This is a genomic window from Pseudomonas sp. HY7a-MNA-CIBAN-0227, from assembly GCF_040310325.1.
Taxonomy (GTDB): Bacteria; Pseudomonadota; Gammaproteobacteria; order Pseudomonadales; family Pseudomonadaceae; genus Aquipseudomonas.
The window spans coordinates 130529-154952 of the sequence record NZ_JBEOPT010000003.1 but is presented as its reverse complement, the minus strand read 5'-3'; the positions used below and the strand labels follow the sequence as shown (position 1 = coordinate 154952).

Here is a 24424-nt window from a genome sequence, read left to right as displayed (position 1 = left end):
GCAGTCTCCTAGTGGCTGGGGCCGAGAAAGGCCAGCCAGCGACGCTCCGCCAGACGAAACAGACCGACCAGGGCAAAGGTTACGGTCAGGTAGATCAGCGCAGCGATACCAAATGATTGAAAGGTGAGAAAGGTTGCCGAGTTGGCATCACGGGCGACTTTAAGCACGTCCGGGATCGTCGCGGTAAAGGCCACCGTCGTCGAGTGCAGCATAAGGATCACCTCATTACTGTAGTACGGCAATGAACGGCGCAGTGCCGAGGGCATGATCACGTAGGCATACAGTTTCCAGCCGCTCAAGCCATAGGCTTTTGCCGCCTCGACTTCGCCGTGGGCCATGCTGCGGATCGCCCCGGCAAAAATTTCCGTGGTGTAGGCGCAGGTGTTGAGGGCGAAGGCGAGGATGGTGCAGTTCATTGCATCGCGAAAAAACGTATCCAGCACCGGTTGCGCGCGAATCGCGGCGATGCTGTAGATGCCGGTGTAGCAAATCAGCAGTTGGATATAGAGCGGAGTGCCCCGGAACAGATAGGTGTAGAACTGCACTGGCCAGCGCACCCAGCGCGTCGGCGAAACCCGTGCGATAGACAGCGGGATCGACACCAGGAAACCGATGAAGATCGAGGCGCTGAGCAGCCACATGGTCATGGCCAGGCCAGTGATGTGGTAGCCGTCGCTGTAAAGGAAGGGCCGCCAGTATTCCTGCAGGAGCTCAATCATCGTAGCGCCTCCCGGGAACCTGCGGAGTAGCGGCGTTCCAGGCGGCGCAGGACGAAGTTGGAGGCGCTGGTGATCAACAGGTAGATCAACGCAGCGATCACCAGGAAGTAGAACAACTGATAGGTGCTTTTGCCGGCATCCTGGGCGGCCTTTACCAGGTCGGCCAGGCCGATGATCGACACCAGTGCCGTAGCCTTGAGCATCACCATCCAGTTATTGCCGATGCCTGGCAGGGCAAAGCGCATCATCTGCGGGAAGGTCACGTAGCGAAATCGTTGCCCGCGCTTGAGGCCATAGGCGGTGGCGGCTTCCAACTGGCCACGGGGCACGGCGAGGATCGCCCCGCGAAAGGTCTCGGTAAAGTAGGCGCCGTAGATAAAGCCCAGGGTGATAACCCCGGCGCTGAACGGGTTGATCTCGATGTACTCCCATTCCATGAAGTCGGTGAAGCTGGTCAGCCAGGTTTGCAGGCTGTAGAAAATCAGCAGCATCAGCACCAGGTCCGGCACACCACGAATGAGCGTGGTGTAGAGCTGGGCGGGGATGCGCAGGAGCCGCAGGCTGGACAATTTAGCGCTGGCGCCGAGCAGGCCCAGCAATACGCTGACGGCCAGGGACAGCACCGATAACTTGATGGTCATCCAGGTGCCTTGCAGCAAGAGCGGGCCGAAACCCTTCAAACTGAAAGCACTCAGGCCGAGGGTCTGCAACAGGTCTTCAAACATCGATCACGGCCTATGGCGAGGTAAAAAAGCGCCCATCGTGAAGATGGGCGCCCGGGCATTATTTGCCGCTGAACAGGTTCAGATCGCCAAAGTGTTTCTTCTGGATGGTGGCGTAGGTGCCATCATCGTGTAACGCTTTGATACCTTTATCCAAAAGTGCCTTCAGGTCTTTGTTACCTTTGGAGATGCCGACGGCGGTCTTGGCCGGCAGCAATTCGCTATCCACAGGCTTGCTGACTTCGTAGTCAACGCCTTGTGGCGATTTCAAAAAGCCCAGTTCGGCTTGCAGCATGTCCTGGATTGACGCGTCAAGACGGCCCGACATCAAGTCGGCGTAGACCTGATCCTGATTCTGATAGGCCTGGGTTTTCACACCAGCCTTGTCCAGCACGGCCTTGGCGTACGCTTCCTGAATGGTGCCTTGCTCGTAACCAACGGTCTTGCCCTTGAGGGACGTGATGTCTTCGCTCAGGCCAGAACCTTTCTTGAACACGTAGGACGTCGGGCCGGAAAACAGCTCGCTGGAGAAGTCGATGACCTTCTCGCGGGCCGGGGTCACGGTCATGGACGAAATCACGCCGTCGAACTTGTTGGCTTTCAGGCCTGGGATCATGCCGTCGAAGTCACTCTCGACCCACTTGCACTTGACCTTAAGCTCCGCGCAGATGGCATTGCCCAGGTCGATATCGAAGCCCACCAGGCTGCCGTCAGCCGCTTTGGATTCGAACGGTGCGTAGGAGGGATCGACACCAAAACGCAATTCCTTGTATTCCTTGGCCAAGGCAGAACCTGCGGCCATGCACAGAGCCAGTGCAGAAAGGGTCAGCAATGCTTTTTTCATTATGTAATCCCTGGGAATCAAGATAAGCGCATGTGGCGCGTTTAGGACTGTTACTGAACGGTGTCAGACGTAACGCAAGTAGCAATTTCTGCACCATAGTTCCGAATGGTCGTTTTAAAAGGTGGGATTACAGGTGATGCGATGCAGGAAATGCCCGATTTCGGGCATTGGGAAGTGGGCGCGCTTATTTGGTGCCGTGTCCAGCGCTGACGTTTAGTTATCGTTCCCACGGGCGTGGGAACGATAGGTTGGGGATTACTTGCCGGGCACCAGGGTCAATCTGGTTTTGCCATACACCTTGTCAAAGTTCTGCGGTTGCATCGGGAAGCTCAGGTATTGCGCCTTGAGCCACGCGTCGATGCCGTTGGCATAGTTCGCGCTGGCGGGGTTGCCGGATTGGCCGATGCCGCTTTGGCCCATCATCGGCTCCATCTGGCCGAAGTCGACGATCATGCGCAGCGCCGACACCTGTGTGGTGTCGAAATTTTGCCCCCAGCTGTAGGGTGCCGCGTTCAGGGTATTGTGATCACCGCCCGCCGCCAGTGGGCCGCGAACAGTCTGGCCGCGGGTGTTTTTCCAGGTGTAGCTGTGGAGTTTGCCCCACTGCCAGGCCTTGTGATCGATGCCCAATAGGCTGTCGCCCGCAGTAATTGCGGCGGCCAGGCTGCGGGCGAGGATTGCCGGTTTGTCTTCTTTTTGCGGGGTGTGCGCATCATCCCAGAATGGGCTGTCTTCGCGGCCCAACAGGTGATCGGCCTGGGCCGAGTAGGACAGGTTGGCGTTGCTGACAAAGGCTTTCCAGGTGGCGCTGGTCTGCGGGCCCAGCTCGTCGAGGAAGATCTGCTTGGTGCTTTCCTGCAAGAACAGCTCGTAAATCGCCGCGTCGGTGGACGTCGGTGCCAAGCGGCCGTCGAATGCCATCAAGCGGTCCAGGGCTTCCCGCGCCTTGGCTCGTTCGGCGGCGGGCAGGGCGTCAATGGCCTGTTTTAGCGGCTGGGCCATGCCTGGCGCCAGGAACATGGTTTTCAGTTTGGCGGCGAAGGTGGTGGTTTGGTCGTACTGCATGGCAATTACGCTGCGGCTATCGTGCTTGCCGCTGCCTGCCAGTTGCGCAAGCCGTTCGCTGCGTTCCGGAGCAGCCCAGGAGTTGGACAGTTGCATGCCATAACCGTGCGGGATGGTGCGCTGGTTGGCGGTGCCGATCCAACCTTGTGGCGGGTCTTGATCGTAAGGGTGCAGCATCGCGTCGGCGTAACCGTCCCAGTCAAAACGTGCGTCCCAACCCGGCGATGGCACCAGGCCTTCGCCTTCACGGCGGTTGGGGAAGCGGCCGGTGACTTGCCAACCAATATTGCTGGCGTCGGCAAAGACCATGTTCAGGGCGATGGCGCGAATCTCGCGGCTGGCGTCCGAGGCTTTCTCTACGTTCTGCGCCCTGGATAGGTCGAAGAACGCGTCCAGGCTCTTGTCGTCCTTGAAGTCGGCAGTTTGTAAAGCCAGGCCATAACCGCTGCTCAGGGATTGGGTGCTGTTGAGCAGCGGCCCGTGGCGGGTTTCGTACACCGCTTCGCGAAGTGGCTTCTGGCCTTTGGCGAAGAAAGTTTCGTTGCGCACGATGGCTGGCAGCCATTTGCCATTGTTCTCGTAGTACAGCGCGTTACCCTGGCGTTTGACCTTTTCCAGGAACAGGTCCTGGGTATCGCCAGAAACCTGGCTCATGCTCCAGGCTACCTTGCCGTTGAAGCCGGAGAGCAAGGTCGGGATACCGGCAATCGAGACACCGGCGGCCTGGTATTTTGGTGCGCGGATTTGCACGTAGTTCCACAGCGACGGCGCCTGCAGCGGTGTCGATAGGTCATTGGCCAACAAGCTTCTGCCACTGCGGCTGCGTTGTGGGGCGATGGCCCAGTTGCTGGAGCTGGAAACCCCGAGGGTATTGAGCGTGCCCAGGTGCTCGGTGATGCTGTTCAGCGCCGCCAAGCCAGGAATCTGGCTGAGGTTGACGCCCTTGAGCTTGTCGGATTCAGCCGACGGCAGTGGTTCATCCGGGTAGCTCGGTGTCAGCCAGGCGAGCTTATCGGCACCGACTTTTTGCGCGAGCACCAGGGCCGACAATTCTTCCTGAAGGTTGGCCGATTCGCTGAAATTCAGCAGGCAAAACAGCAGCGCTGAGTCTTCCGGCTTCCAGTATTCAGGCTTGTAGCCGGTCTGGGCCAGGTCTGCCGGCAGCTTGTCACGGTAGCGGAACAGGTAGGCGTTGACCCCGCGGGCATAGACTTCAAAGAACCGCTTCAGCCGAGGCGACGAAGCGTTGTAAAGCTCGCCGGCACTTTTCTTCAGGTTGACTGCCCGCATGAAGCGGTCGACATCCAGCACATCCGGCCCGGACATTTCCGCCAGACGGCCCTGGGCCAACAGGCGCAGGGTGACCATCTGGTTGATGCGGTCGCTGGCGTGTACATAGCCGAGGGTAAACAGCGCGTCATGGAAGGTGTTGCTTTCGATCAGCGGCATGCCTTGGCTGTTGCGGCGCACGGAAACGTTTTGCGCCAGGCCCTTGAGGGGCTGCACGCCGGAAACGGGGGGCAAAGTGTCCTGGGTGCTCAGTGACTGGCAACCGGCCAGGCCCAAGACACTGGCCACTGCCGCGGCAACGCCGAACCGGGGAAGAAAATGTGAGAGGGCTGGCGAGGCCATGGCAAAGCTCCTGCGGGGGGTAGCGTCAGTAAAGGCGCTACGTTAGTGAGCGCGGTGAAACGACGCAAGCGGGAGGAGGTGCTTATTTTCAAGGGATCACTCCCACATAGGGCGTGGGAGTGCTCTGGGGACTCAAGACTTCGGCGGATTGACCTTTGCCACCAGCTCATACGCCCGCACCGTCGCCGGACGCTCCTTGATGTGGTTGAACCAGCGCTCTACATGGGGGAAGTCTTCCAGCTTCTGGCTCTGCCATTTGTGGGAAACGATCCACGGGTAGATCGCCATGTCGGCGATGCTGTATTCCTCGCCCGCCACAAACTTGCGATCTGCCAGGCGGCGGTCGAGCACGCCATACAGTCGAGCGGTTTCGTCGACATAGCGTTTGATCGCGTAAGGGATTTTTTCCGGGGCGAACTGGCTGAAATGGTGGTTCTGCCCAGCCATCGGGCCCAAGCCACCCATTTGCCAGAACAGCCACTGCAGGGCTTCCTGACGACCGCGCAGGTCCTGGGGAATGAACTGGCCGGTTTTTTCTGCGAGGTACAGCAGGATGGCGCCGGATTCAAAGAGGGAAATGGGAGCGCCGCCGTCGGTCGGGTGCTGATCGACGATGGCCGGTATACGGTTGTTGGGAGCGATTTTCAGGAAGTCAGGCTTGAACTGGTCGCCCTGGCCAATGTTGATCGGATGCACCTCGTAAGGCAGACCGGCTTCTTCCAGGAACAACGACACCTTGTGACCGTTGGGGGTGGTCCAGTAATACAGGTCGATCATGAAGCTCTCCAAGAGTGGTAATGCTTGAGCGGATAGCCAACAGATGAGAGGACTGTTTTACGCCCGATGACTTGCCTGTAGGAATAGGTAATGTTCAAGTGGCGAAAATTCAATGAAACATTTGGATCTATCGATATGGAAATCCGGCGCGGCGCAGCGTTGATCCTGATTGATCAACAAAAAGGCATTCATCATCCCAAACTGGGGCGGCGCAATAATCCCGACGCAGAGGAGCGCATGCTCGCGCTACTGGCCCTGTGGCGCAGTAACGGTTGGCCGGTGATCCATGTTCAGCATTTGTCCCACTCGCCGGACTCGGTGTTCTGGCCGGAGCAGTCGGGGGTGGAGTTTCAGGACGCGTTTATTGCGCAGGCGGGCGAACAATTGATCCAGAAGCAGGTGCCGGATGCGTTTTGCGGTACGGCGCTGGAGGCAACATTGCGCGGCTCTGGAATCAGGCAAGTGGTGCTGGTGGGCGTAGCTACCCACAACTCGGTGGAAGCTACTGCTCGTAGTTCCGGCAACCTTGGGTTTGAGACTTGGGTGGTTGAAGACGCCTGCTACACCTTCGACAAGGCGGACTTTTATGGGCAAATGCACTCGGCTGAGACGGTGCATGCCATGTCCTTGGGTAACCTGCATGGCGAATACGCCACGGTTATTTCGTCGAAGCAGGTGTTGACTAACTAGCGTTGTAAACACTGACCTTGTGGCGAGGGAGTCAGCTCACTCGCCACAGAACGCGCTCTTACTACACTCGCATCAAGCGCCGTGGCACTTCTTGAATTTCTTTGCACTGCCGCACGGGCAAGGATCGTTGCGACCCACGTCCTTCAAGGTGTTGCGAACTGGCTCCTGGTGAGCGTGGCCGCAGTTCGGACCGTGGACATGGCCGTGGTCGTGATCATGGTGATCGTGATCATGATCGTGGTTGCAGTCAGGACCATGGACATGGGGTTGCTGAGTCATTGATGTCGCTCCGGAATAAAATCGCCGGGGATTATCTCGCCATTGCGCAGCACGTGCACGTCGTTACCGATGAATAATCCGGTTTTCAGTTCGCCTTCCAGCCGATAGGGGATGGGTTGGTCGGGGTTTTTCAGCATCTCGACCACCTGACGCACTTGCGGCCACAGGTTGGTGCGCACAGAGATCTTGAAAAACCCCCGGCTGTGAGGTGCCACGGTGAACCACTCATTGGACTCGCCTTCGGTCAGCACAATATCGTCCAGGGTGATCTTGTAGATCAGCCCGCGCACTGTCAGGTCCGAGTCGTTACGGTTGTCGACGCGAAAGTGCAGCTTGAATTTCTGTTCCAACAACTTGGCCCGGACCACTTCGACCTTGACCAGGTGCACCTGCGGCGCGGGAGCATCGTCGGCGAACCAGGACGCGCAGCCCGACAGCCCGAGGGTTAATGTCAGCAGAAGGCTGTAAGTCCGTAAGTGGTTAACCATGCGTTGTCCCTGTAGGGCGAGGGGGGTGCCTGCTGTTATAGATAGCTGGAACAGCACTTCTTCATTTATTGCTACAAAAACCTACCAATGATGCGCTTTCCGCTCGGGTTATAACTTCTAGGATTTATCTTAGTGGGTGCAGAAGCATATGCAATGTTCCCGCCTGCCGTAGCGCGGTCAATCGCCATCATTCGGAGACCCGCATTAAAGTAAAGTGGTTACTCCTCCGCCCACAATCTGTAGACCTGATAGACGACTTTTCATAATTTTTGAGAATTGTCCTACAGAAAAACCAAACACCCGTGAAGTAGCGTCCTGTCGCACTTAATCGGCGAACACGGATCGTCAATTTGCACAGGGAGTGTTATGGCGGTTAAAAATATCTTCCCGAGTACTCTGGGATGTAATGGGATAGATGGCAATAGGCGACATGCCGAGGCGACAGAGGAAGCGCAGGCAGCTTGGGACAGAACACTGGCGGCGAATGCAAGGAACGAGCGGGAAGCTGACGCACGTAGGAATTCGATCAAGAAGCCGGTGGAAGTCATTCTACCCGGATGTGTCTTCGCCAAGAGTTGCAATCTCCCTGACGGCGTAATCAATCACACCAGCCCTTCCGGTTTTGTGCCTGTTGAGAAACTGGCCGACTACGGACTGTGGGCTGTGCTTGGAACCGGGGCAGCTATTACCTCCCAAGGCACCCCACTGCAACTGGTGGGCGGGTCTGCTACCGGCAGTGCAATTGCTCAACGTCTTGGCGGGTCGCTATCACTGGGCCTGCTGAAAGGATCAGGCATTGTTGCTGCTGGCGCTGCATTGGGCACTGTTGCATTGCTGATTCCGAACACCAGCATTTCACCTGACAGCGCCTTCTACGAGAATGATCAGTACGCCACCCTTGATGCTGGCCGCACTCGTGTTCGTGTCAACGTGAAGACTTTGCCGGATGGCTCCGTTAACGCTTACAGCTTCTACACTGGTGGCAAAACTGACTGGGAAAACGTTCCGGTCATCAAGGCAGAGAAAGACGGCGAAAACTACGTTGCTGATATTGGCAACGGCATTGGCCTCACTTGGACGCCAGCGGCAAGTCCAGACAGTGTTATGGGTATTCCTGCACTTGAGGGTGCCCCACAGTTGCCACCTATCTGGGTGTATCCGCCAACCGAACAGGCCAATAAGATACTGGTCAATCCGGTTCATCCGCCAGATTACCAAGACGCAATTATCACGTTTCCTAACACCGGCATTCAGCCGATTTACATCTCACTGAGCGTATCAGGTGACCATAGTTATCACCCGGCGCCTAAAGGACTGATGGCATTTCCTGATGCTGCGAGGGATAAATCAAAAAACAGCGTTCAAGGTGGTGGTAAAAAACGTACCCGCTGGAAAGACTCTAAAGGGCGGATTTACGAGTGGGACAGCCAACACGGGGCTGTCGAAATGTATGATAAACAAGGCAAGCATTTGGGGGAGTACAACCCAGAGACAGGCGAGCAAACCAAGCCCGCAAAACCGGGAAGAACCACTCCTAAATAGATTGAGAGGTAGTTATGTACTTATGCATCACAGGATTTTTGCCTGACAGCTTTGAAGATAACTCGTTGAAGTACGAACTGGACGTGGCACCAGAGCTTGAACAAAGAGTAATGGATATTCTAGGTTGGAAGAGCCTTGACGCTGAGGCCGATGGGGAGTTACCACTAACCCGTGAACAGGTTAGCCAGATCGCCGATGTCGTCGAGGAATCTCTGCCCGACAACCTTGATATGTTTATTGGAGTTGTTGCGTAGCGACAGAGAACATCACAGCCAGCAATCAGAATACAGACGAAGCTCGCCCACACCAAAGGACTGTCATCCTGCATGGAGATAAAACTGGAGGTGTGAGCGAGCGACAGAGATTCCACCGTAATCGTTCCAGCCAGTTCCTGGCCCCCGCCAAAATTTCCGGTGCACCTCGATAACCGTTTAGTTTTCGAGCTCCAAAATAAACCTAATGGTTTTTCGGGTACTGCTTAACATCGAGCAGTAGGCTTGTCTAGAAACGCCCAAAGGGAACCACAAATAAGATAGGGCACGTGGCCCCGAATAGCTTGATTAGAAGTATCTGTGTAGCAACCAGCGTCACGCTGCCTTCGTTTCTCGCTTGATCTGACCAAGGCAGCCAGTACAGCAGTTCTGATTGGCGCAGTTTTTTGAAGGCGAACAATTTGGTTGCCAGCATGAGTCGCCGAGGCAACTGTGATGACAACGCCGTAGCCGAGAGCTTTTTCCAGCTTCTAAACGGATTAAGCGGAAAATCTACACAACACGGCAAGATGCTCGTAGCGATGTGTTCGATTACATCGAGATGTTCTACAACGTAAAACGCCGCCATGGTTTCAACAATCAGCTGTCACCGGTAGAGTTTGAAAAGCGTTACGCAATGAGCTTGCAAGGTGTCTAGAGAATCCGGGGCGATTCAAAGCTTCCCAAGGGGCTTGCCATATTCGCGGGCATCCTTCTGTTTATTACGCCACGCTGAAGACACCCGACCGCCCTTGAGTGCCGATTCTTCATGAGCACGGGACATCGAGATAATCGAGATGATTAGATCAATTTCGTTGTAGTTCTTGGTGTACAGGCGGCTGTCAGTGCTGGTGTAGACGTTGATTCACTTCGCCAGAAGATCGAGGAAACGGGGCAGGGCGTCCCTCACCTTTTCACGTGAAAGACGGTCTAGGGACTCCACTACCAAATAGCTGCCCGGTGGGATGGTCCCGTCTTCTACGAAGCTCAGGAATCTGGCCAACTCGCCAGTATCGTCGAGGTGCTTGCCCTTGCATGCCGAACGGCCTGCATCAAAGAAAAGATATTCACGAGGATCGGCTAACTCGAGGTCGTTCTCATCGCAAAACTTCTTCGCAGCTTTCACTTGCCTTGCGTAACTGTCGCCTGCTGACTGGCGTTGCTGCTGAAGCGAATGTAGCTGAAGACCTTCCCCATGGTGCCGCGTACCTAAATCTTTATGGTAGGTAATTGTAGCAACACTTCTTGAATTTTTGCCCACTGCCGCACAGGCAGTTGTCATTGCGCCCAGCCTTGACCTGTACCGTCGGGTCAATGAAGTACCAGCGCCCATCGTTTTGTACGAAGGAAGACCTTTCGCGGTGGCTGTGTTCGCCGGTGCTGTCATGCCAGCGCGCGATGAAGGTGACGAAGGCGTGCTCTGGCTGCCCGCCGAACACTTCCGAGCTTTCCACCTCCAGCCCCAACCAGGTGCTTTGGGCGCTCCAGGCGCTGATTACTTCGCGATCCAGTCCGCTCTGTTGCGCGGGTAAAGTGGTCGCCAGTAGATAGTCCACCAGGCCCAGTACATAGGCGCTGTAGCGCGAGCGCATCAGCGCTGTGGCACAGGGTGCGGGGTGGCCGGCGTGGTAATGGCCGCAGCAGGCATCCAGCAGGTTGCCACTGCCGCAGGGGCAAATGGATGTACTCATCGGGTTACCACCAATACTTTCCGAAGTTTTGCGGGTTGGCCCAGAAGCGGGCATTGAGCCAGTCCGGCACCTGTTTATAGTCAAGCAGATCATAGGTAAACAGCGTCAGTATCTGGTCGTCGCGCTGGAAACCCTCACTGGCTTGCAGGGCCAGCGAGAAAAAGTCGGTCTCTTTCCAGTCGCAGGCGCCCAAGTCCGCGAGCACGGCGATGCGGCTGGCGTTCAAGTTGCGGATGCCGCCCAGCAGTTCCAGGCCCTCCCGTTTTGACAGGTGCTCCAGGCAGTCGACCACCAGCGCCAAGTCAAACCGCTGTGCTGCGAGTGCTGCCGGCAAAGGTCCAGGCTCGGAAAAGGATACGACGGTATTGGGGTGCGCCTCCTTGAACGCATCAAGCGCCGGAAACTGGCTGGCACCCAGCAGCAACAGGCGTTTTGGCCCATGAAGGTCAAGCAAGGCGGCCAAGGCTTGCTGGGGTGTACGGGAAGAAATACCGGCGCTCATCGAAGATCCTCAAATCAGAACCGTAGAGACTAGCCTGCCTGAGCGTGCGGGCCTAGAGCGGGCGGCGGGATTTAGTCAGGAGAAAGCATCTACGGCCAATGAATACGGGGGGATGGCATGCTGGCGCAGATTAAAGGAGCCGTCTTTACTCCACCTATCGGCCCCCGGTCGATCCCCTCAGGAGAAATCAGATGAGCATCATGCGGACAGCTCTACCTTTGGTTCTGCTAACCGGAGTATTGACAGGTTGCGCAGGCTTGCAAAAAACCGATTGGCCCACCTGCGCTGCGCTCGGCGGTGTGACCGGTGCCGCTCTCGGCGCGACCGAAAGCTCCTCATGGGCTGGCGGTGGCGCGTTGTTGATCGGCGGCATGGCCGGCGCTTATTGCTGGGTCCATGGCGACGGTGACGAAGACGGCGACGGCGTGCCGGACAGCCGCGACAAGTGCCCAGGCACCCCCAAAGGCGTGCAGGTCGACGCCGATGGTTGCCCACCTGTGCCGGTAGCGGTGGTCGAGGAAGTGGTGGTGGTCAAGGAAGAAACCATCGTGATTCGTGACGTTCACTTCCAATTCGACTCGGCCAAGCTCACGGCGGCAGACAAAACCAAACTCGACACCATCGCCACGCGCCTGAAACAGGAAGCCCCGAGCGCACAACTGCGAGTCAGCGGCCATACCGACAGCGTTGGCAAAGATGCCTACAATCAGAGACTCTCGGAAAAACGCGCCCATTCGGTGACCGATTACCTGGTCAGCTCAGGTGTGCCGCGCAGCAACTTCGTGTCGGTGACAGGTTCCGGTGAAAGTCATCCGGTGGCCGACAACAAAACGGTCGACGGCCGTGCCTTGAACCGTCGGGTGGAAATCCAGATCAACCGCTAGATAGCGTATATGCCCCTGTGAGGCCCACAGGGGCATTGCTGGCGATCCTCGTCGAACTGGCGGCCAAACCAGGCCCTTCATCAAGTTTTTTAATCCTTCACTGGCAAATCGCCCACGTAAGTCGTTACTGTGCCCCCAAAGAATAATGTGCAAGGGGAGCGTGCGGGATGAAGGTGTTTTGGGGGCTGGGGAAGTTTTTGACGTTGCTGTTTTGGGTGGTCGTGGTAGTCAACCTGTTCAAACCACTGATCAATCCGTTTCACCTGTTGGTCAATCTGGCCGGCAGCCTGTTGTTGCTGACCCATCTGCTGGAGTTGCTGTTATTCAGCGCCAACGTGAAAAATCGTGTCCATCCTTGGCGTGACCGCTTGCAGATTCTGCTGGTGGGTATGTTCCATGTGCAGAGCCTTTCAGCGCCTGCACCTGTCGATGAAGTGAACAAGGAGGCCAATCATGCGTAAGGTTTTTTTGCTGGCCCTGCTCGTTAGTCCCATCGCCCTGGCCCAGAGCGTCAGCGTCGACACCAACTCGTTGATGCGCCTGCCCAACAGCACTAGTGTTTTGCAACTGGAGCGCCTGGACGTGGCCGACTACGGCACATTGTTAATTCCGGCCACTATCTCTCAGGTCAGCATCGATGAATTGCACCTGGGCCGCGAGGCACGGATCGCCATCGTGCCCAGCGCATCTGGCCTTCAGTTGCTGGTGCGTCATGCACAACTGGAGCATGGCAGCCAGATTACCTCCCGCGGCGCGCCCGGTACTCACGAGAAGCCTGCCAAGCCAGGGCGTGACCTGAGCTTGCGTATCAATTCCCTGAATGCCGGCGAATTGTCGGTGGATGCCCGTGGCGGCGCCGGATCCCAAGGCTATGCCGGACTGGACGGCGCCAATGGCGAAGACCCCGGTTGCACCTGGGGTTCGGCTGGACGCGGTGCCAATGGTGACAACGGTGGCGACGGGCTACCGGGCGCGGCGGGTGCAGTAGTCAGGGTCGAACTGCCCCAGGATTTCCCAAGCACCAAGATCAAGGTGTGGGTTGACGGTGGCGCGGGCGGCTTGCCGGGCCTGGCTGGCAATCCTGGCAAGGGCGGGCAGTCCAAGGGTTGCCTGGTGTACCGCGCTGATGGCGGCGATAAGGGCCGGCCGGGGCTCGAAGGGCAGCCGGGTGTTCAGGGGCCTGCGGGCTCCGTAACGGTCCAGCGGTTATAGGGGAAGGGCAGCTTCAAGCCACAAGTTTCAAGCTGAAAGTACAAGGCTTGCAGCTTGAGGCTTGAAACGGGTGACTGTTGTTAAAACATCGGTCGTGCCGAAGCCACTGCCATCAGCACCAACCCGACAATCAGATTGATCCCCACCAATTTACGGATTTTTCCCAACGCAGCCGCTCCAGCCGGCCAATCCTCAGCGGCCACTGCTGTGCGCAGTTCAGGCAATTGCAGCGCCTGGATGCGGATAAACAGTGCCGTCATCACCACGTACAAGCCCATCATGACCTGCACATAGCGCGGTGCGGTCTCAAAACCGTTGAAGCGCAGTTGCAACAGGCCGACACCGCTGATCGGCAACAGCAGCACCGCCACCCAGACCCACACGAAAAAACGTTGAAACACATTCACCCACAATTTCAGCCGGGCAGGGCCATCAAGCGCGGCCATGGCGGCCGGGCGCAGGATCATCCAGGCGAAAAACATGCCGCCGACCCAGACCAGGGCGGCCAGAACATGCAGGGTGTAAGCAAGGCTAAAGACGGTCATTGAGGTACTCCGTTCTGCGCGGGATTAATTAGCGGGGTATGATAGCGGCCGATCCGAACCACTGAAAATTTATCCAGCGTTTTTGCGCCCGACTATCCATGATCAGCACTGAACTCAAAACCACGATCCAGGGCGCCTACTCGCGTTTTCTCGAAGCCAAGAGCTTGAAGCCGCGGTACGGCCAGCGCCTGATGATCGCTGAAATCGCCAAGGTCCTCGGGGATATCGACACCGACGATGAAGGCCGGCGCAGTGGCGACCCGGCGGTGGTGGCTGTCGAAGCCGGCACCGGTACCGGCAAGACCGTGGCCTATAGCCTGGCCGCGATCCCCACCGCCAAGGCCGCCGGCAAGCGCCTGGTGATTGCCACCGCTACCGTGGCCCTGCAGGAGCAGATCGTCTACAAGGACCTGCCGGACCTGATGCGCAACAGCGGCCTGAACTTCACCTTCGCCCTGGCCAAGGGCCGTGGCCGCTATATGTGCTTGTCCAAGCTCGATGTGCTGTTGCAGGAAGGCCATGCGCAAACCGCCACGGCATCCCTGTTCGAAGAAGAAGGCTTCAAGATCGAGGTGGATGAGGCCAGCCAGAAGCTGTTCACCAGCATGATCGAGAAACTGGCAGGCAACAAATGGGACGGTGACCGTGACAACTGGCCCACTGCCCTGGAAGACGCCGACTGGGCGCGCCTGACCACCGATCACAGCCAATGCACCAATCGCCATTGCCCCAACTTCGGCCAGTGCGCCTTCTACAAGGCCCGAGAAGGCATGGGCAAGGTTGACGTTATCGTTACCAACCACGACATGGTCCTTGCCGACCTGGCCCTGGGTGGCGGCGCCGTGCTGCCGGACCCGCGCGACACGCTCTACGTGTTCGACGAAGGCCATCACCTACCGGACAAGGCCATCGGCCACTTTGCCCACTACACCCGCTTGCGCTCCACCGCCGACTGGCTGGAAACCACTGCGAAGAACCTCACCAAGTTGCTGGCCCAGCACCCTCTGCCCGGTGACCTAGGCAAGTTGATCGAGCAGGTTCCGGAGCTGGCGCGGGAGATCAAGACCCAGCAACAGTTCATGTTCAGCGCCTGCGAGCAGGTGGCAGACTTCAAACCCGGCGAAGACGTCGAAGGCCGCGAGCGCCCGCGTCACCGTTTCGTCGGCGGGATGATTCCTGAGCACATGCGCGAAATGGGTATCGAATTGAAGAAGGGCTTTTCCCGCCTGACTGACCTGTTTACCCGTCTCACCGACTTGCTCAAGGAAGGCATGGACGGCGAGGTCAACATTGGCATCGCCAGCAACCAGGCCGAAGAGTGGTATCCGTTGTTCGGCAGCTTGCTGTCCCGTTCCCAGGGCAACTGGGAGTTGTGGACCGCGTTTACCGTCGAAGACCCGGAAGACAACCCGCCCATGGCACGTTGGCTGACCCTGTCGGAAAGCGGTGCGCTGTTCGATATCGAGGTCAATGCCAGCCCGATCCTCGCGGCGGAAATGCTGCGACGCAATCTGTGGAATGTTGCCTATGGGGCCTTGGTTACCTCGGCGACGCTGACGGCCCTGGGCACTTTCGACCGTTTCCGCATGCGCGCCGGCCTGCCGAAAAAGGCCGTCACGGCCGTGGTGCCGAGCCCGTTCCATCACGCCGATGCCGGTGTGTTGCGGGTGCCCGACCTCAAGGCCGACCCACGGGACGCGCCGGCCCACACGGCAGCGATCATCCGTGACCTGCCGTCGCTGGTGGAGGGTTCCCGTGGCACCCTGGTGTTGTTCTCGTCGCGTAAACAGATGCAAGACGTGTTCGATGGCCTGGACCGTGATTGGCGCAAGCAAGTGTTTATCCAGGGCAACCTGTCGAAACAGGAAACCCTGAACAAGCACAAGGCACGGGTCGATGGCGGGGATTCCAGCGTGCTGTTCGGCCTGGCCAGTTTTGCCGAGGGCGTGGATTTGCCCGGCGCGTATTGTGAGCACGTAGTGATCGCCAAGATCCCGTTCTCGGTGCCGGATGATCCCGTCGAAGCGGCGCTCGCCGAATGGATCGAAGCCCGGGGCGGCAACCCGTTCATGGAAATCTCGGTGCCGGACGCTTCCTTGAAGCTGGTCCAGGCCTGCGGCCGCTTGCTGCGGACCGAAGAAGACCGGGGCACCATCACCTTGCTCGACCGCCGCCTGGTCACCCAGCGCTACGGCAAAGCAATCCTCAATGCCTTGCCGCCGTTCAGGCGCGAAATATCTTGAACCACAGTGGGCGGAATCGCCCACTTCGTGGTCTATCTCACTGTCACTGACTCACGTCATCAGGCCATTTACCGGCCGTTTGGGAGAACCTTGTTCGTATGATTCGCTCGCTGCCCGCCATTTTTGCCTTGCTGTTCGCCGCGCCGTTACTGGCGGCACCTGCCGGACAACAAACGCTGTTCAACTTTGTCCGTCCTGCCGACGTGGTCAAAGTGGCGACCCAGGACGCCAGCCTGCCGCAATACAATGCCGAGCAAACCCCTGAAGGCGAAGTGCTGCGCCGTATTACCTTCAATCCGGCGGCCGAGCCGAGCCTGGTACTCAGCCCGCAAAGTGGTGCCTGGGACTGGTCGCAGTCCAGCGCCATGAGCTTGCGTATCCAGAGTGCGATGGACTGGGCGTTGACCCTCTACGTCAAGGTCCAGAGCAATGACGGCAAGACTCTGGTCAGCCGCATCGACTTGCTGGCTGGCCCTGCGCAAACCCTACTGATTCCCCTGCAAGCCAACTCGCCCTTGAGCCAGGGCATGAAGGCCGGGCCGCCGATGCCGATCACTGTCGACGGCCAGCGGGTGTTGTTGGCCAGCAGCAACGGTGAGATCGACCGTAGCCAGGTGGTGTCGGTCACGTTGTCGATGATCAAGCCCAATGTTGCCCAAAGTATTCTGCTGGAGCGTTTTGGCGTGCAGGACAGCGAGCCGGTGTTCAAGGCCGCCTACGGTGATTTAGTGGACACCTATGGGCAGTCCAACCGGGCCCGCTGGCCGGAGAAAGTCAGCAGCGACGAGCAACTCAAGGCCGCCGCGGCCAAGGAGCAGCAACAACTCAAAGGTTGGCTCGCTGAGCGCGACCGTTCCTCGCTGGACAAATTCGGCGGCTGGACCAAAGGCCCGGCCTTCGAGGCTAGCGGCTTTTTCCACACTGAAAAGCGCGACGGGCGCTGGTATCTGGTGACCCCGCTGGGCCATCCGTTCTATTCTCTGGGCGTCAACACCGTGACTCCGGACAACAGTCAGACCTACGTCGCCGGCCGCGAGTGGATGTTTGGTGCACTGCCCAAGTCCGGTGAGCCTTTCGACAAATACTACGGCAGCGGCGATAACCGCAGCGGCAACGGCGCTGATCAAGGGCGCAGCTTCAATGTCGGGCGCTGGTATGACTTCTATGGCGCGAACCTGCAACGCACCTACGGGCAACCTTGCGTGCCGTCCAGTGACAAGGCTGGTGTAGCTCAGGCGGCCAAGGCCGATACTGCGCAAACCGGGCCTGTTGTTGCCCCTTGCACGCCGGAAGGTTTTGATCAAAAGCGCTGGCTTAGCCACACGCTGGATCGCTTGCAAGCCTGGGGTTTCAACACGGTGGGCAATTGGAGCGATTCCGACCTGGGGACGGCTGACCGCGTGCCCTACACCTTGGCGCTGTCGATTGTCGGCGACTACGCCAGCATCAGCACCGGCACCGACTGGTGGGGCGGTATGCCCGACCCGTTCGACCCGCGCTTTGCCATGGCCACCGAACGCGCCGTGGCCATTGCCGCCCGCGACCATCGTGACGATCCGTGGTTGATCGGCTTCTTTGCCGACAACGAACTGGCCTGGGCCGGCCCCGGTAACGACGCAAAATCTCGGTATGCCCTGGCATACGGCACCCTGCGCATGACCACCGACGTGCCGGCCAAGCGTGCGTTTCTCAAGCAGTTGCGAGACAAGTACCGTAACCAGGCAGGCCTGTCGAAAGCCTGGGGCATTGACCTGCCGGCCTGGGAGCTGATGGAAGACCCCGGCTTCGTGCCGCCGATGCCCGATCCTGAACACCCGGAAATCGAAGCGGACTTCAGATACTTTCAAAAGACCTTCGCCGATGCTTACTTCAAGACCATCTCCGACGCGCTGAAATGGCACGCGCCCAACCAGTTGCTGCTGGGTGGCCGATACGCCGTCAGCACTCCGGAAGCGGTGGCCTCCTGCGCGCAGTATTGCGATGTGCTGAGCTTCAACATGTACACCCTCAAACCCCAGGACGGTTACGACTTCGCGGCCTTGCGAACACTGGACAAGCCGGTGTTGATCACCGAGTTCAACTTTGGCTCCGCAGATCGTGGCCCGCTCTGGGGCGGAGTGACGCAATTGGCAAAAGAAGAAGACCGTGGCCCGGCTTACGCCAACTTCCTCAAGCAGGCCATGGCTGAACCCTCGATTGTCGGCGTGCACTGGTTCCAGTATCTGGACCAGCCGGTCACCGGTCGCCTGCTGGACGGTGAAAACGGCCACTTCGGTTTGGTGGGGATCACTGACGTGCCGTTCCAGGGTTTTGTCGACAGCGTGCGTAAAAGCAACCTTGCGGCGATTGATCAATTGGGCAAGGACGCGGAAAAAGCCAAGGCTGCAGCCCATGTGGGTGAGGGTGGGAAACCTGGACATGAAGATAAGGCCGCCGGGCAGGGCAGCGGTCATGCCGGTGGGCATTCGGGGAACGGTCACTGATCGCTCCAGCCCATCAATCATGACGGCGACGGGTTCCCAAATTCCTTAATGGCTGGAACAATGTCCGCCACTTTATGCAGGACTTTTCCGAGGGGGATTTAGGTGCAGATTCAGGGTCATTACGAACTTCAGTTCGAAGCAGTGCGTGAAGCCTTTGCCGCGCTGTTCGACGACCCTCAGGAACGCGGCGCGGCGCTGTGCATCCAGGTTGGCGGGGAAACTGTCCTGGACCTGTGGGCCGGTACTGCCGACAAGGACGGTGCAGAGGCCTGGCACAGCGACACGATCGCCAACCTGTTTTCTTGCACCAAGACCTTCACCGCCGTCACGGCTCTGCAGCTGGTTGCCGAAGGCAAATTGCAACTGGATGCTCCCGTTGCCAACTACTGGCCACAATTTGCCGCTGCTGGCAAAGAATCCATCACCTTGCGCCAATTACTTTGCCATCAGGCCGGCTTGCCCGCGCTGCGCGAGACGCTGCCGGCCGAAGCGCTGTATGACTGGCAAATGATGACTGATGCCTTGGCCGCCGAAGCACCCTGGTGGAAGCCCGGAGAAGGCCATGGCTACGCCGCCATCACCTATGGCTGGCTGGTGGGGGAGTTGCTGCGTCGTGCTGACGGCCGTGGCCCGGGAGAGTCCATCGTGGCGAGGGTTGCACGCCCATTGGGCCTGGACTTTCACGTCGGATTGGCGGACGAAGAATTTTATCGGGTTGCCCATATTGCCCGCGGTAAAGGCAATGTTGGTGATGAAGCGGCCCAGCGTTTACTGCAAGTAACAATGCGTGAACCTACGGCCATGACGACCCGTGCATTTACCAATCCACCGTCTATTCTGACCAGCACTAACAAACCTGAATGGCGGCGCATGCAGCAGCCGGCGGCAAATGGTCACGGTAATGCCCGCAGCCTGGCGGGTTTTTATAGTGGTCTGCTGGACGGTAGTTTGTTGGAAGCCGACATGCTTGAGCAACTCACCCGCGAGCACAGTATCGGTGAAGATAAAACCTTATTGACGAAAACCCGGTTTGGCCTGGGCTGCATGTTGGATCAACCACACGTGCCTAATGCGACGTTTGGCCTTGGCCCACGTGCCTTTGGGCATCCTGGAGCCGGTGGTTCTGTGGGGTTTGCCGATCCGGAATATGATGTAGCGTTTGGTTTTGTGACCAATACACTGGGGCCTTATGTACTTATGGACCCACGGGCGCAAAAGTTGGTAAGAATATTGGCCGGTTGTCTGTAAATAGCTTGCTGTTTGGCGTTTTTTTGTTACAAAGACGCTGACATAAAACGCTAGGCCAAAAGACGCTGGGCGAAATGTTGTAACTTTATTGTTCTAGACGCGTCTGTTTAACGGGCCATTCAGGCCCCTGATTTTTTCTCATTTTGTGGATATCTCATGTTATCGAACAAGTCTTTGGCACTGGCGCTCTGCCTCACTATTACTGGCTGTGCACAAACTCCACAAAATGATGCCGAAGGCGGGCATTGGTGGTCACTGGGTTCCGACAAGGCCGCGACCAAGGACGCCGCTCCCCAGGCTGATGCCAAACCGGCTGCCAAGCCTGCCGCGACTGCCAAGGCTGATGCGCCTGTAACCCCAGCTGCGGCACCTGCGCCAGTTGCCAAGGCGGACACCGGTTCCAGCTGGTGGCCTTTCTCCTCGAAAAGCGCTGATGCCAAGGCTGCCGATGCCAAGGCTGACCTCAAAGCCGACCTCAAGGCTGCAACGCCTGCACCGACTGGTGCACCCGTCGTCGCCAAGACCGATACCGGCACCAAGTGGTGGTGGCCGTTTGAAAGCAAGCCAAAACCCCTGAGTAAGGTCGACGTAACCAACGTCCCGATGCCAGACCCGAAAATCACCCAAGCCTGGCTGGATGACTATGAGCCGCGCCTGCGCGCTGCCATCAAGGACAGCAACCTGCAACTTGAGCGTCGCGACAACGTCCTGGTGGTGATCGCCCCGGTCGACGGCTCCTACAACCCCAAGCGCCCGGCGATGTTGCTGCCGGTGACCCTGGGCCCGTTCACTCGGGTTGCCAAGGCTGTTGAAGGTGATCCAAAGACCGCCGTGCTGGTCCTGGGCCATATCGATGCCACTGGTGCCGCGCCACAGAGCCAGGCGCTGACCAAGGAACGTGCACAGTCCATCGCTTCTATTTTCAGCCTCAGCGGCTTGAGGCAAGACCGCCTGATGCTGCGTGGCATGGGCGACATGATGCCCCGTGCAGCCAACGACAGTACCCAAGGCCGTGCCCTGAACCGTCGCATGGAAATCATGTTTACCCAGCGCACCACCATGTTGGCCTTGCTCAGCAAGTACAACTCGGGTAACCCGCCGAAACCTGAACTGATCGCGGTGCAGGACGTTCCGGCACCTGCCGCTGCAGCCCCTAAAAAGGCCGTTGCCGCGAAAAAAGCTCCAGCCGCCAAGAAAGCCGCTGCCAAGCCGGCCGCCAAAAAAGCGCCAGTCAAAGCTGCTGCGAAAAAAGCAGCGCCGGCCAAGGCGGCAGCGCCAGCGAAGAAAGCTGCTTCCAGCGACCAGGCAAAAAACTGATTGAGTGAGAAGGAAAGCCGCATGACCCAAGCCTTGGCTGATATGCGCCGTGACTACACACGGGACGGTTTGACCGAGGCCCAGGCCCCGGATGAACCGTTTGCCTTGTTCCACCAGTGGTTCAGCGAGGCGGTCAAGACCGAGCAGCCACCAGTAGAAGCCAACGCCATGACCCTGGCGACGGTCGACCAGGACGGTCGGCCTCATTGCCGGGTCCTGCTGCTCAAAGGGCTGGATGCACAGGGCTTTACCTTTTTCAGCAATTATCAGAGTGCCAAGGGTGAGCAACTGGCGGCTCGTCCCTTTGCCGCCATGACATTCTTCTGGCCAACCCTGGAACGTCAGGTTCGGATTGAGGGCCGGGTGCTCAAGGTGACGCCCGAGGAGTCGGATGCTTACTACCAGGTTCGCCCGCTGGGCAGCCGCCTGGGGGCGTGGGCATCACCGCAAAGCCGAGTCATTCGTGATCGCGAAGAGTTGCAGGACTTGCTCAAGGCTACCGAGCAACGCTTCAGCGATACGCAGCCTGACTGTCCTGAACATTGGGGCGGCTATCGCCTGTTGCCGGAGCGCATCGAATTCTGGCAGGGCCGCCCGAGTCGCCTGCATGATCGCTTGAACTTCCGCTTACAGGGTGCCGACTGGACCCGTGAGCGGCTGGCACCCTGAAAGTAGCTTTCGTTACCCCATCTAAATGTTGCGCAGAAGGCCCAAGCCTCTATTCAGAGGCTTTGGATGGGTACTGCTGCGCAGCGTCTTGCAGCCATTGCGGCAAATTCTTGCGTTTGACCTTCTCGTTTCTGGCGCGGTCCAACTGTTGCAGCATGAAGGTGCGCTTGTGCGGATCATCTCCGGCCAGGGACAACGCCAGGTCTCGGTCCATCCAGCGCTTGATCCTGACGTACAACCACCAGTGGAAGTACAGGCCGGCAACGGTGGTGGCTACAATGATGAAGTAGTCCATGAAAATCCTTGTGATGGCGAAGGTGCTACCGTTCGTCGAGGTTTGCGATACAGCCTGTCTGTACTGGGGCTGAATGAAAGCAATTTTCTGCGGGCCATGCCGTGACAGGCGTCAAGCTGCGGAGTTTAATGAATACCTGTCCTTTGGAGTTGATGCTATGCGTAAGTCTGTTTTGCTGGTTGCCTGCTTTACCACCATGTCGTTGCTGCTGGGTGGCTGCGCCTCCAGTCTGACCGGCGACTCCTACTCCCGTGACGAAGCGCGTCGTGTACAGACTGTTCGCATGGGCACCATCGAATCCCTGCGCCCAGTGAAGATCGAAGGCACCAAGACTCCAATCGGCGGTGCTGCTGGTGCAGTCATCGGCGGCGTCGGCGGCAGCGCCATCGGCGGCGGTCGTGGCAGCATTGTGACCGCAGTCATCGGCGCCGTTGCTGGCGGCCTGCTGGGTTCGGCCACCGAAGAAGGCCTGACCCGCACCCAAGGCGTTGAAATCACCGTTCGCGAAGACGACGGCAGCATGCGCGCCTATGTCCAGGCCGTTCAGGAAAATGAAATCTTCCGCATCGGCGATCGTGTGCGCATCATGACGGTTGACGGCACCAGCCGCGTTACTCGTTAAGAGTAAGGCAGCAGTAAAAGAAAACCCCAACCGGGTGGCTGGTTGGGGTTTTTTGTTGGGTGTAAGTCTTGGGGGATCAGGTGAACATCTGGATATCGTCAAGCGTGTCTTGTACGGCACCACTCAGAAAAGGTGATTTTCTTTTTGCTTGTTGCAGTGCTGGCGCAACTTTCGCCATGTTCAGCTCACCGAAACGGCGCGCAATGTGGCCTATCGCAATGATGGCAGCTGACGCGATATCCTCATCAGGATTGCTCACATACTGGAGACAGGTTTCTTGTGCCCAAGTAGCGTCTGTCTCGTTAAGCCCGATGGATATTAGTGCTTCCGTTACCTTGTTCAGGTCTTTGGTTGCGAGAAAGCTAATAGCCTCATTGCGGCTCAACGACGGGTCGTGATAGCGCATACTCATTTTTCAGCTCCCAGAATTTTTCCTTTCCGATTTGTTTTGTTCGCTTTTATTAAAGCGTTTTTCATCTCCTGGCGTAGCTCACTCCACAACCTTACATGACCGTGATATTCGCCTTCTGAGGTTCGATCAATAACGACGAATTCATTTGTATGTGGGTCAATCCCTATCCGTCTACGCGAATTTGGCGGATTCAGCTCTACCGAGTTACTAAGAGCATCTAAGCCGTTAGTCGGTTTTTTGCTTTTGATAGAGTTATCTTTTTTTCCGTGGTAAGAAGCATCCACATACCTCAGGTTTACGACGATATATAGCGGCCTAATCCCCGAATCCGCCGGAAACACCAGGATGAAATCCTTGTATTTCGGCGGGTAGATCGGGTCAACGATGATGTTGGAGGCCTTCTCGGTCGGCGGGTACACCCAGATTTGCGGCGCCTGCGGCGCAGCTTCCAGTGCAGGAATGCCAAGGGTGTCAGCGGGATCGATGGCAGGCGTCCAGATCAGCTCAATCCCGTCGCCCAAGTCCGCGACCTGCTGCGTGCCGCGCAAGCCAAACTTCACAACATCGACCATCTCCCATTCACGATTTTTCCCCGTGTAGAAGGCGTATCCCTTGAGCGTGCCCGTGGCATTGACCGCAGTTGACGGTCGTTGTAGAGCGCGCTGTCGCCTAGGCTGGAAGGCCAGATAAGTGCTGCAATCCCAAGCATCAGGCCTGCGCCGACTGCTCCTGCACCGGCTGCAACGCTGGACGCCCCGCCAACCGCGGACCCTCTCAGTGCCAGAGTCCCTAGTCCTGCCGGGAGTGCGCTACCGCTAATCTTCTTGAGCGGCAGCAGCCCCTCGCTGTCTGTCTCACAGCCACCGAGCAGCACGTGTTCGCCATAGTCCCCTATGCGATCAAGCGGTATGTAACCGGACGGATTGTTGTAGTCGATGAGGGCGTCCGGCAGGTTGCAGGACTTGGCGAATACACAACCGACCATGGGCAATGGCGTTGGCGGCGGCTCCACTTTGCGCCTAGCCTCGTAGGCCTCCTGGCGGGCAAGCATCGCTTCGTATGAAAGTTGGCTGGCCTCACGATCAGCCAGTTCGCGCTCGTTCATGTGTTCGAGGCGTCGGTAACCACCGGTACCGGTCCCATAGGACCGCCATACCTGGGGTACATCCTTGTTGTTTGCCATCGAGCCCTCCAGGCTTGCCTCATAACGACGTCCGGCGTTGGAGCCGGGAGCACGACGTTATTGCAAGCAGCGGAGGGTGGATGTAGGACGGTTCTGTGAGATAGCGCCG

Annotated in this window: 25 protein-coding genes and 2 pseudogenes; 13 read left to right on the top strand and 14 right to left on the bottom strand. The window is 58.1% G+C overall.

Annotated features, from left to right (window positions below):
* Window positions 1–8 precede the first annotated feature (8 nt).
* The 5 genes from AAEZ06_RS06815 to AAEZ06_RS06795 all read right to left on the bottom strand — a co-directional run bounded on the left by AAEZ06_RS06815 (window position 9) and on the right by AAEZ06_RS06795 (window position 5759).
* Window positions 9–719, bottom strand: a complete 711-nt coding sequence (locus AAEZ06_RS06815; protein ID WP_350613578.1) for an ABC transporter permease — start codon at window positions 717–719, stop codon at window positions 9–11.
* Window positions 716–1444, bottom strand: a complete 729-nt coding sequence (locus tag AAEZ06_RS06810; protein WP_149413020.1) for an ABC transporter permease — start codon at window positions 1442–1444, stop codon at window positions 716–718. Before AAEZ06_RS06810 ends, AAEZ06_RS06815 begins: the two co-directional genes overlap by 4 nt.
* Before the next feature lie 58 nt (window positions 1445–1502).
* Window positions 1503–2285 (bottom strand): transporter substrate-binding domain-containing protein, encoded by a 783-nt coding sequence (locus AAEZ06_RS06805; protein WP_350613576.1) that lies wholly within the window; start codon window positions 2283–2285, stop codon window positions 1503–1505.
* A gap of 255 nt (window positions 2286–2540) precedes the next feature.
* Entirely contained in the window at window positions 2541–4982 is a 2442-nt protein-coding gene (locus tag AAEZ06_RS06800; RefSeq protein ID WP_350613574.1) for a penicillin acylase family protein, read from the bottom strand.
* 132 nt (window positions 4983–5114) lie between these two features.
* A complete protein-coding gene (locus tag AAEZ06_RS06795; protein WP_149413023.1) occupies window positions 5115–5759 on the bottom strand; it encodes a glutathione binding-like protein in 645 nt (214 codons plus the stop codon).
* 135 nt (window positions 5760–5894) lie between these two features.
* Between AAEZ06_RS06795 and AAEZ06_RS06790 the strand changes: the two genes are divergently transcribed.
* Window positions 5895–6449, top strand: a complete 555-nt coding sequence (locus tag AAEZ06_RS06790; RefSeq protein WP_149413073.1) for a cysteine hydrolase family protein — start codon at window positions 5895–5897, stop codon at window positions 6447–6449.
* Window positions 6450–6521: 72 nt separating this feature from the next.
* On the opposite strand, the gene AAEZ06_RS06785 is transcribed toward AAEZ06_RS06790, so the two are convergent.
* Both AAEZ06_RS06785 and AAEZ06_RS06780 read right to left on the bottom strand, forming a co-directional pair.
* Window positions 6522–6728, bottom strand: a complete 207-nt coding sequence (locus AAEZ06_RS06785) for an SEC-C metal-binding domain-containing protein (RefSeq protein ID WP_214994708.1) — start codon at window positions 6726–6728, stop codon at window positions 6522–6524.
* Window positions 6725–7216: an LEA/WHy family protein gene (locus AAEZ06_RS06780; RefSeq protein ID WP_149413025.1), complete on the bottom strand. Its 492-nt coding sequence runs from the start codon at window positions 7214–7216 to the stop codon at window positions 6725–6727. The genes AAEZ06_RS06785 and AAEZ06_RS06780 overlap by 4 nt, the downstream gene beginning before the upstream one ends.
* A 366-nt stretch (window positions 7217–7582) precedes the next feature.
* Here AAEZ06_RS06780 and AAEZ06_RS06775 point away from each other — a divergent pair, with 366 nt between their 5' ends.
* The 3 genes and pseudogenes from AAEZ06_RS06775 to AAEZ06_RS06765 all read left to right on the top strand — a co-directional run.
* Window positions 7583–8758: a colicin E3/pyocin S6 family cytotoxin gene (locus AAEZ06_RS06775; protein ID WP_256666186.1), complete on the top strand. Its 1176-nt coding sequence runs from the start codon at window positions 7583–7585 to the stop codon at window positions 8756–8758.
* Window positions 8759–8772: 14 nt separating this feature from the next.
* Window positions 8773–9012, top strand: coding sequence for a pyocin S6 family toxin immunity protein (locus tag AAEZ06_RS06770; protein WP_149413026.1), 240 nt, complete (start codon window positions 8773–8775; stop codon window positions 9010–9012).
* 359 nt (window positions 9013–9371) lie between these two features.
* Window positions 9372–9667, top strand: a pseudogene (locus AAEZ06_RS06765) (IS3 family transposase); the annotation flags it as partial.
* 207 nt (window positions 9668–9874) lie between these two features.
* Here the strand turns inward: AAEZ06_RS06765 and AAEZ06_RS06760 are convergent.
* From AAEZ06_RS06760 to AAEZ06_RS06750, 3 genes are all read right to left on the bottom strand, one after another.
* Window positions 9875–10135: a recombinase family protein gene (locus tag AAEZ06_RS06760; protein ID WP_350613570.1), complete on the bottom strand. Its 261-nt coding sequence runs from the start codon at window positions 10133–10135 to the stop codon at window positions 9875–9877.
* Between the two features lie 91 nt (window positions 10136–10226).
* A complete protein-coding gene (locus AAEZ06_RS06755) occupies window positions 10227–10700 on the bottom strand; it encodes a YchJ family protein (RefSeq protein ID WP_350613568.1) in 474 nt (157 codons plus the stop codon).
* Window positions 10701–10704: 4 nt separating this feature from the next.
* A complete protein-coding gene (locus AAEZ06_RS06750) occupies window positions 10705–11202 on the bottom strand; it encodes a DUF6231 family protein (protein ID WP_149413028.1) in 498 nt (165 codons plus the stop codon).
* Window positions 11203–11393: 191 nt separating this feature from the next.
* Here AAEZ06_RS06750 and AAEZ06_RS06745 point away from each other — a divergent pair, with 191 nt between their 5' ends.
* The 3 genes from AAEZ06_RS06745 to AAEZ06_RS06735 all read left to right on the top strand — a co-directional run bounded on the left by AAEZ06_RS06745 (window position 11394) and on the right by AAEZ06_RS06735 (window position 13298).
* Complete coding sequence (locus tag AAEZ06_RS06745; protein WP_149413029.1) at window positions 11394–12086, top strand: PA1041 family peptidoglycan-binding anchor lipoprotein; 693 nt, start codon at window positions 11394–11396, stop codon at window positions 12084–12086.
* Window positions 12087–12253: 167 nt separating this feature from the next.
* Window positions 12254–12547, top strand: coding sequence for a DUF1145 domain-containing protein (locus AAEZ06_RS06740; protein WP_149413030.1), 294 nt, complete (start codon window positions 12254–12256; stop codon window positions 12545–12547).
* Window positions 12540–13298, top strand: a complete 759-nt coding sequence (locus tag AAEZ06_RS06735) for a collagen-like protein (RefSeq protein WP_149413031.1) — start codon at window positions 12540–12542, stop codon at window positions 13296–13298. The genes AAEZ06_RS06740 and AAEZ06_RS06735 overlap by 8 nt, the downstream gene beginning before the upstream one ends.
* Before the next feature lie 80 nt (window positions 13299–13378).
* Here AAEZ06_RS06735 and AAEZ06_RS06730 read toward each other — a convergent pair whose 3' ends face one another.
* Entirely contained in the window at window positions 13379–13843 is a 465-nt protein-coding gene (locus AAEZ06_RS06730; RefSeq protein WP_149413032.1) for a CopD family protein, read from the bottom strand.
* A gap of 98 nt (window positions 13844–13941) precedes the next feature.
* On the opposite strand from AAEZ06_RS06730, the gene dinG reads away from it, so the two are divergent.
* The 5 genes from dinG (at window position 13942) to pdxH (ending at window position 21803) form a co-directional block, all read left to right on the top strand.
* On the top strand, window positions 13942–16086 hold the full coding sequence (gene dinG, locus AAEZ06_RS06725; protein ID WP_133099374.1) for an ATP-dependent DNA helicase DinG: 2145 nt from the start codon (window positions 13942–13944) through the stop codon (window positions 16084–16086).
* A 98-nt stretch (window positions 16087–16184) separates the two neighbouring features.
* Window positions 16185–18569, top strand: a complete 2385-nt coding sequence (locus AAEZ06_RS06720; protein ID WP_350613564.1) for a beta-galactosidase — start codon at window positions 16185–16187, stop codon at window positions 18567–18569.
* 102 nt (window positions 18570–18671) lie between these two features.
* A complete protein-coding gene (locus AAEZ06_RS06715; RefSeq protein ID WP_149413034.1) occupies window positions 18672–19817 on the top strand; it encodes a serine hydrolase domain-containing protein in 1146 nt (381 codons plus the stop codon).
* A 156-nt stretch (window positions 19818–19973) separates the two neighbouring features.
* Window positions 19974–21134 carry an OmpA family protein gene (locus AAEZ06_RS06710; protein WP_149413035.1) on the top strand — a complete coding sequence of 387 codons (1161 nt, stop codon included), beginning with the start codon at window positions 19974–19976 and terminating at the stop codon, window positions 21132–21134.
* 21 nt (window positions 21135–21155) lie between these two features.
* Window positions 21156–21803, top strand: a complete 648-nt coding sequence (gene pdxH / locus AAEZ06_RS06705; RefSeq protein WP_149413036.1) for a pyridoxamine 5'-phosphate oxidase — start codon at window positions 21156–21158, stop codon at window positions 21801–21803.
* 49 nt (window positions 21804–21852) lie between these two features.
* On the opposite strand, the gene AAEZ06_RS06700 is transcribed toward pdxH, so the two are convergent.
* The gene (locus AAEZ06_RS06700; protein WP_133099369.1) at window positions 21853–22098 is read right to left on the bottom strand and encodes a hypothetical protein; all 246 of its coding nucleotides are present in this window, start codon (window positions 22096–22098) and stop codon (window positions 21853–21855) included.
* Between the two features lie 157 nt (window positions 22099–22255).
* On the opposite strand from AAEZ06_RS06700, the gene AAEZ06_RS06695 reads away from it, so the two are divergent.
* Complete coding sequence (locus AAEZ06_RS06695; protein WP_133099368.1) at window positions 22256–22720, top strand: outer membrane lipoprotein; 465 nt, start codon at window positions 22256–22258, stop codon at window positions 22718–22720.
* A gap of 76 nt (window positions 22721–22796) precedes the next feature.
* On the opposite strand, the gene AAEZ06_RS06690 is transcribed toward AAEZ06_RS06695, so the two are convergent.
* Complete coding sequence (locus tag AAEZ06_RS06690) at window positions 22797–23132, bottom strand: hypothetical protein (protein WP_149413038.1); 336 nt, start codon at window positions 23130–23132, stop codon at window positions 22797–22799.
* A pseudogene (locus AAEZ06_RS06685) lies at window positions 23129–24315 on the bottom strand (S-type pyocin domain-containing protein). The gene AAEZ06_RS06690 and the pseudogene AAEZ06_RS06685 overlap by 4 nt, the downstream one beginning before the upstream one ends.
* Window positions 24316–24424 lie beyond the last annotated feature (109 nt).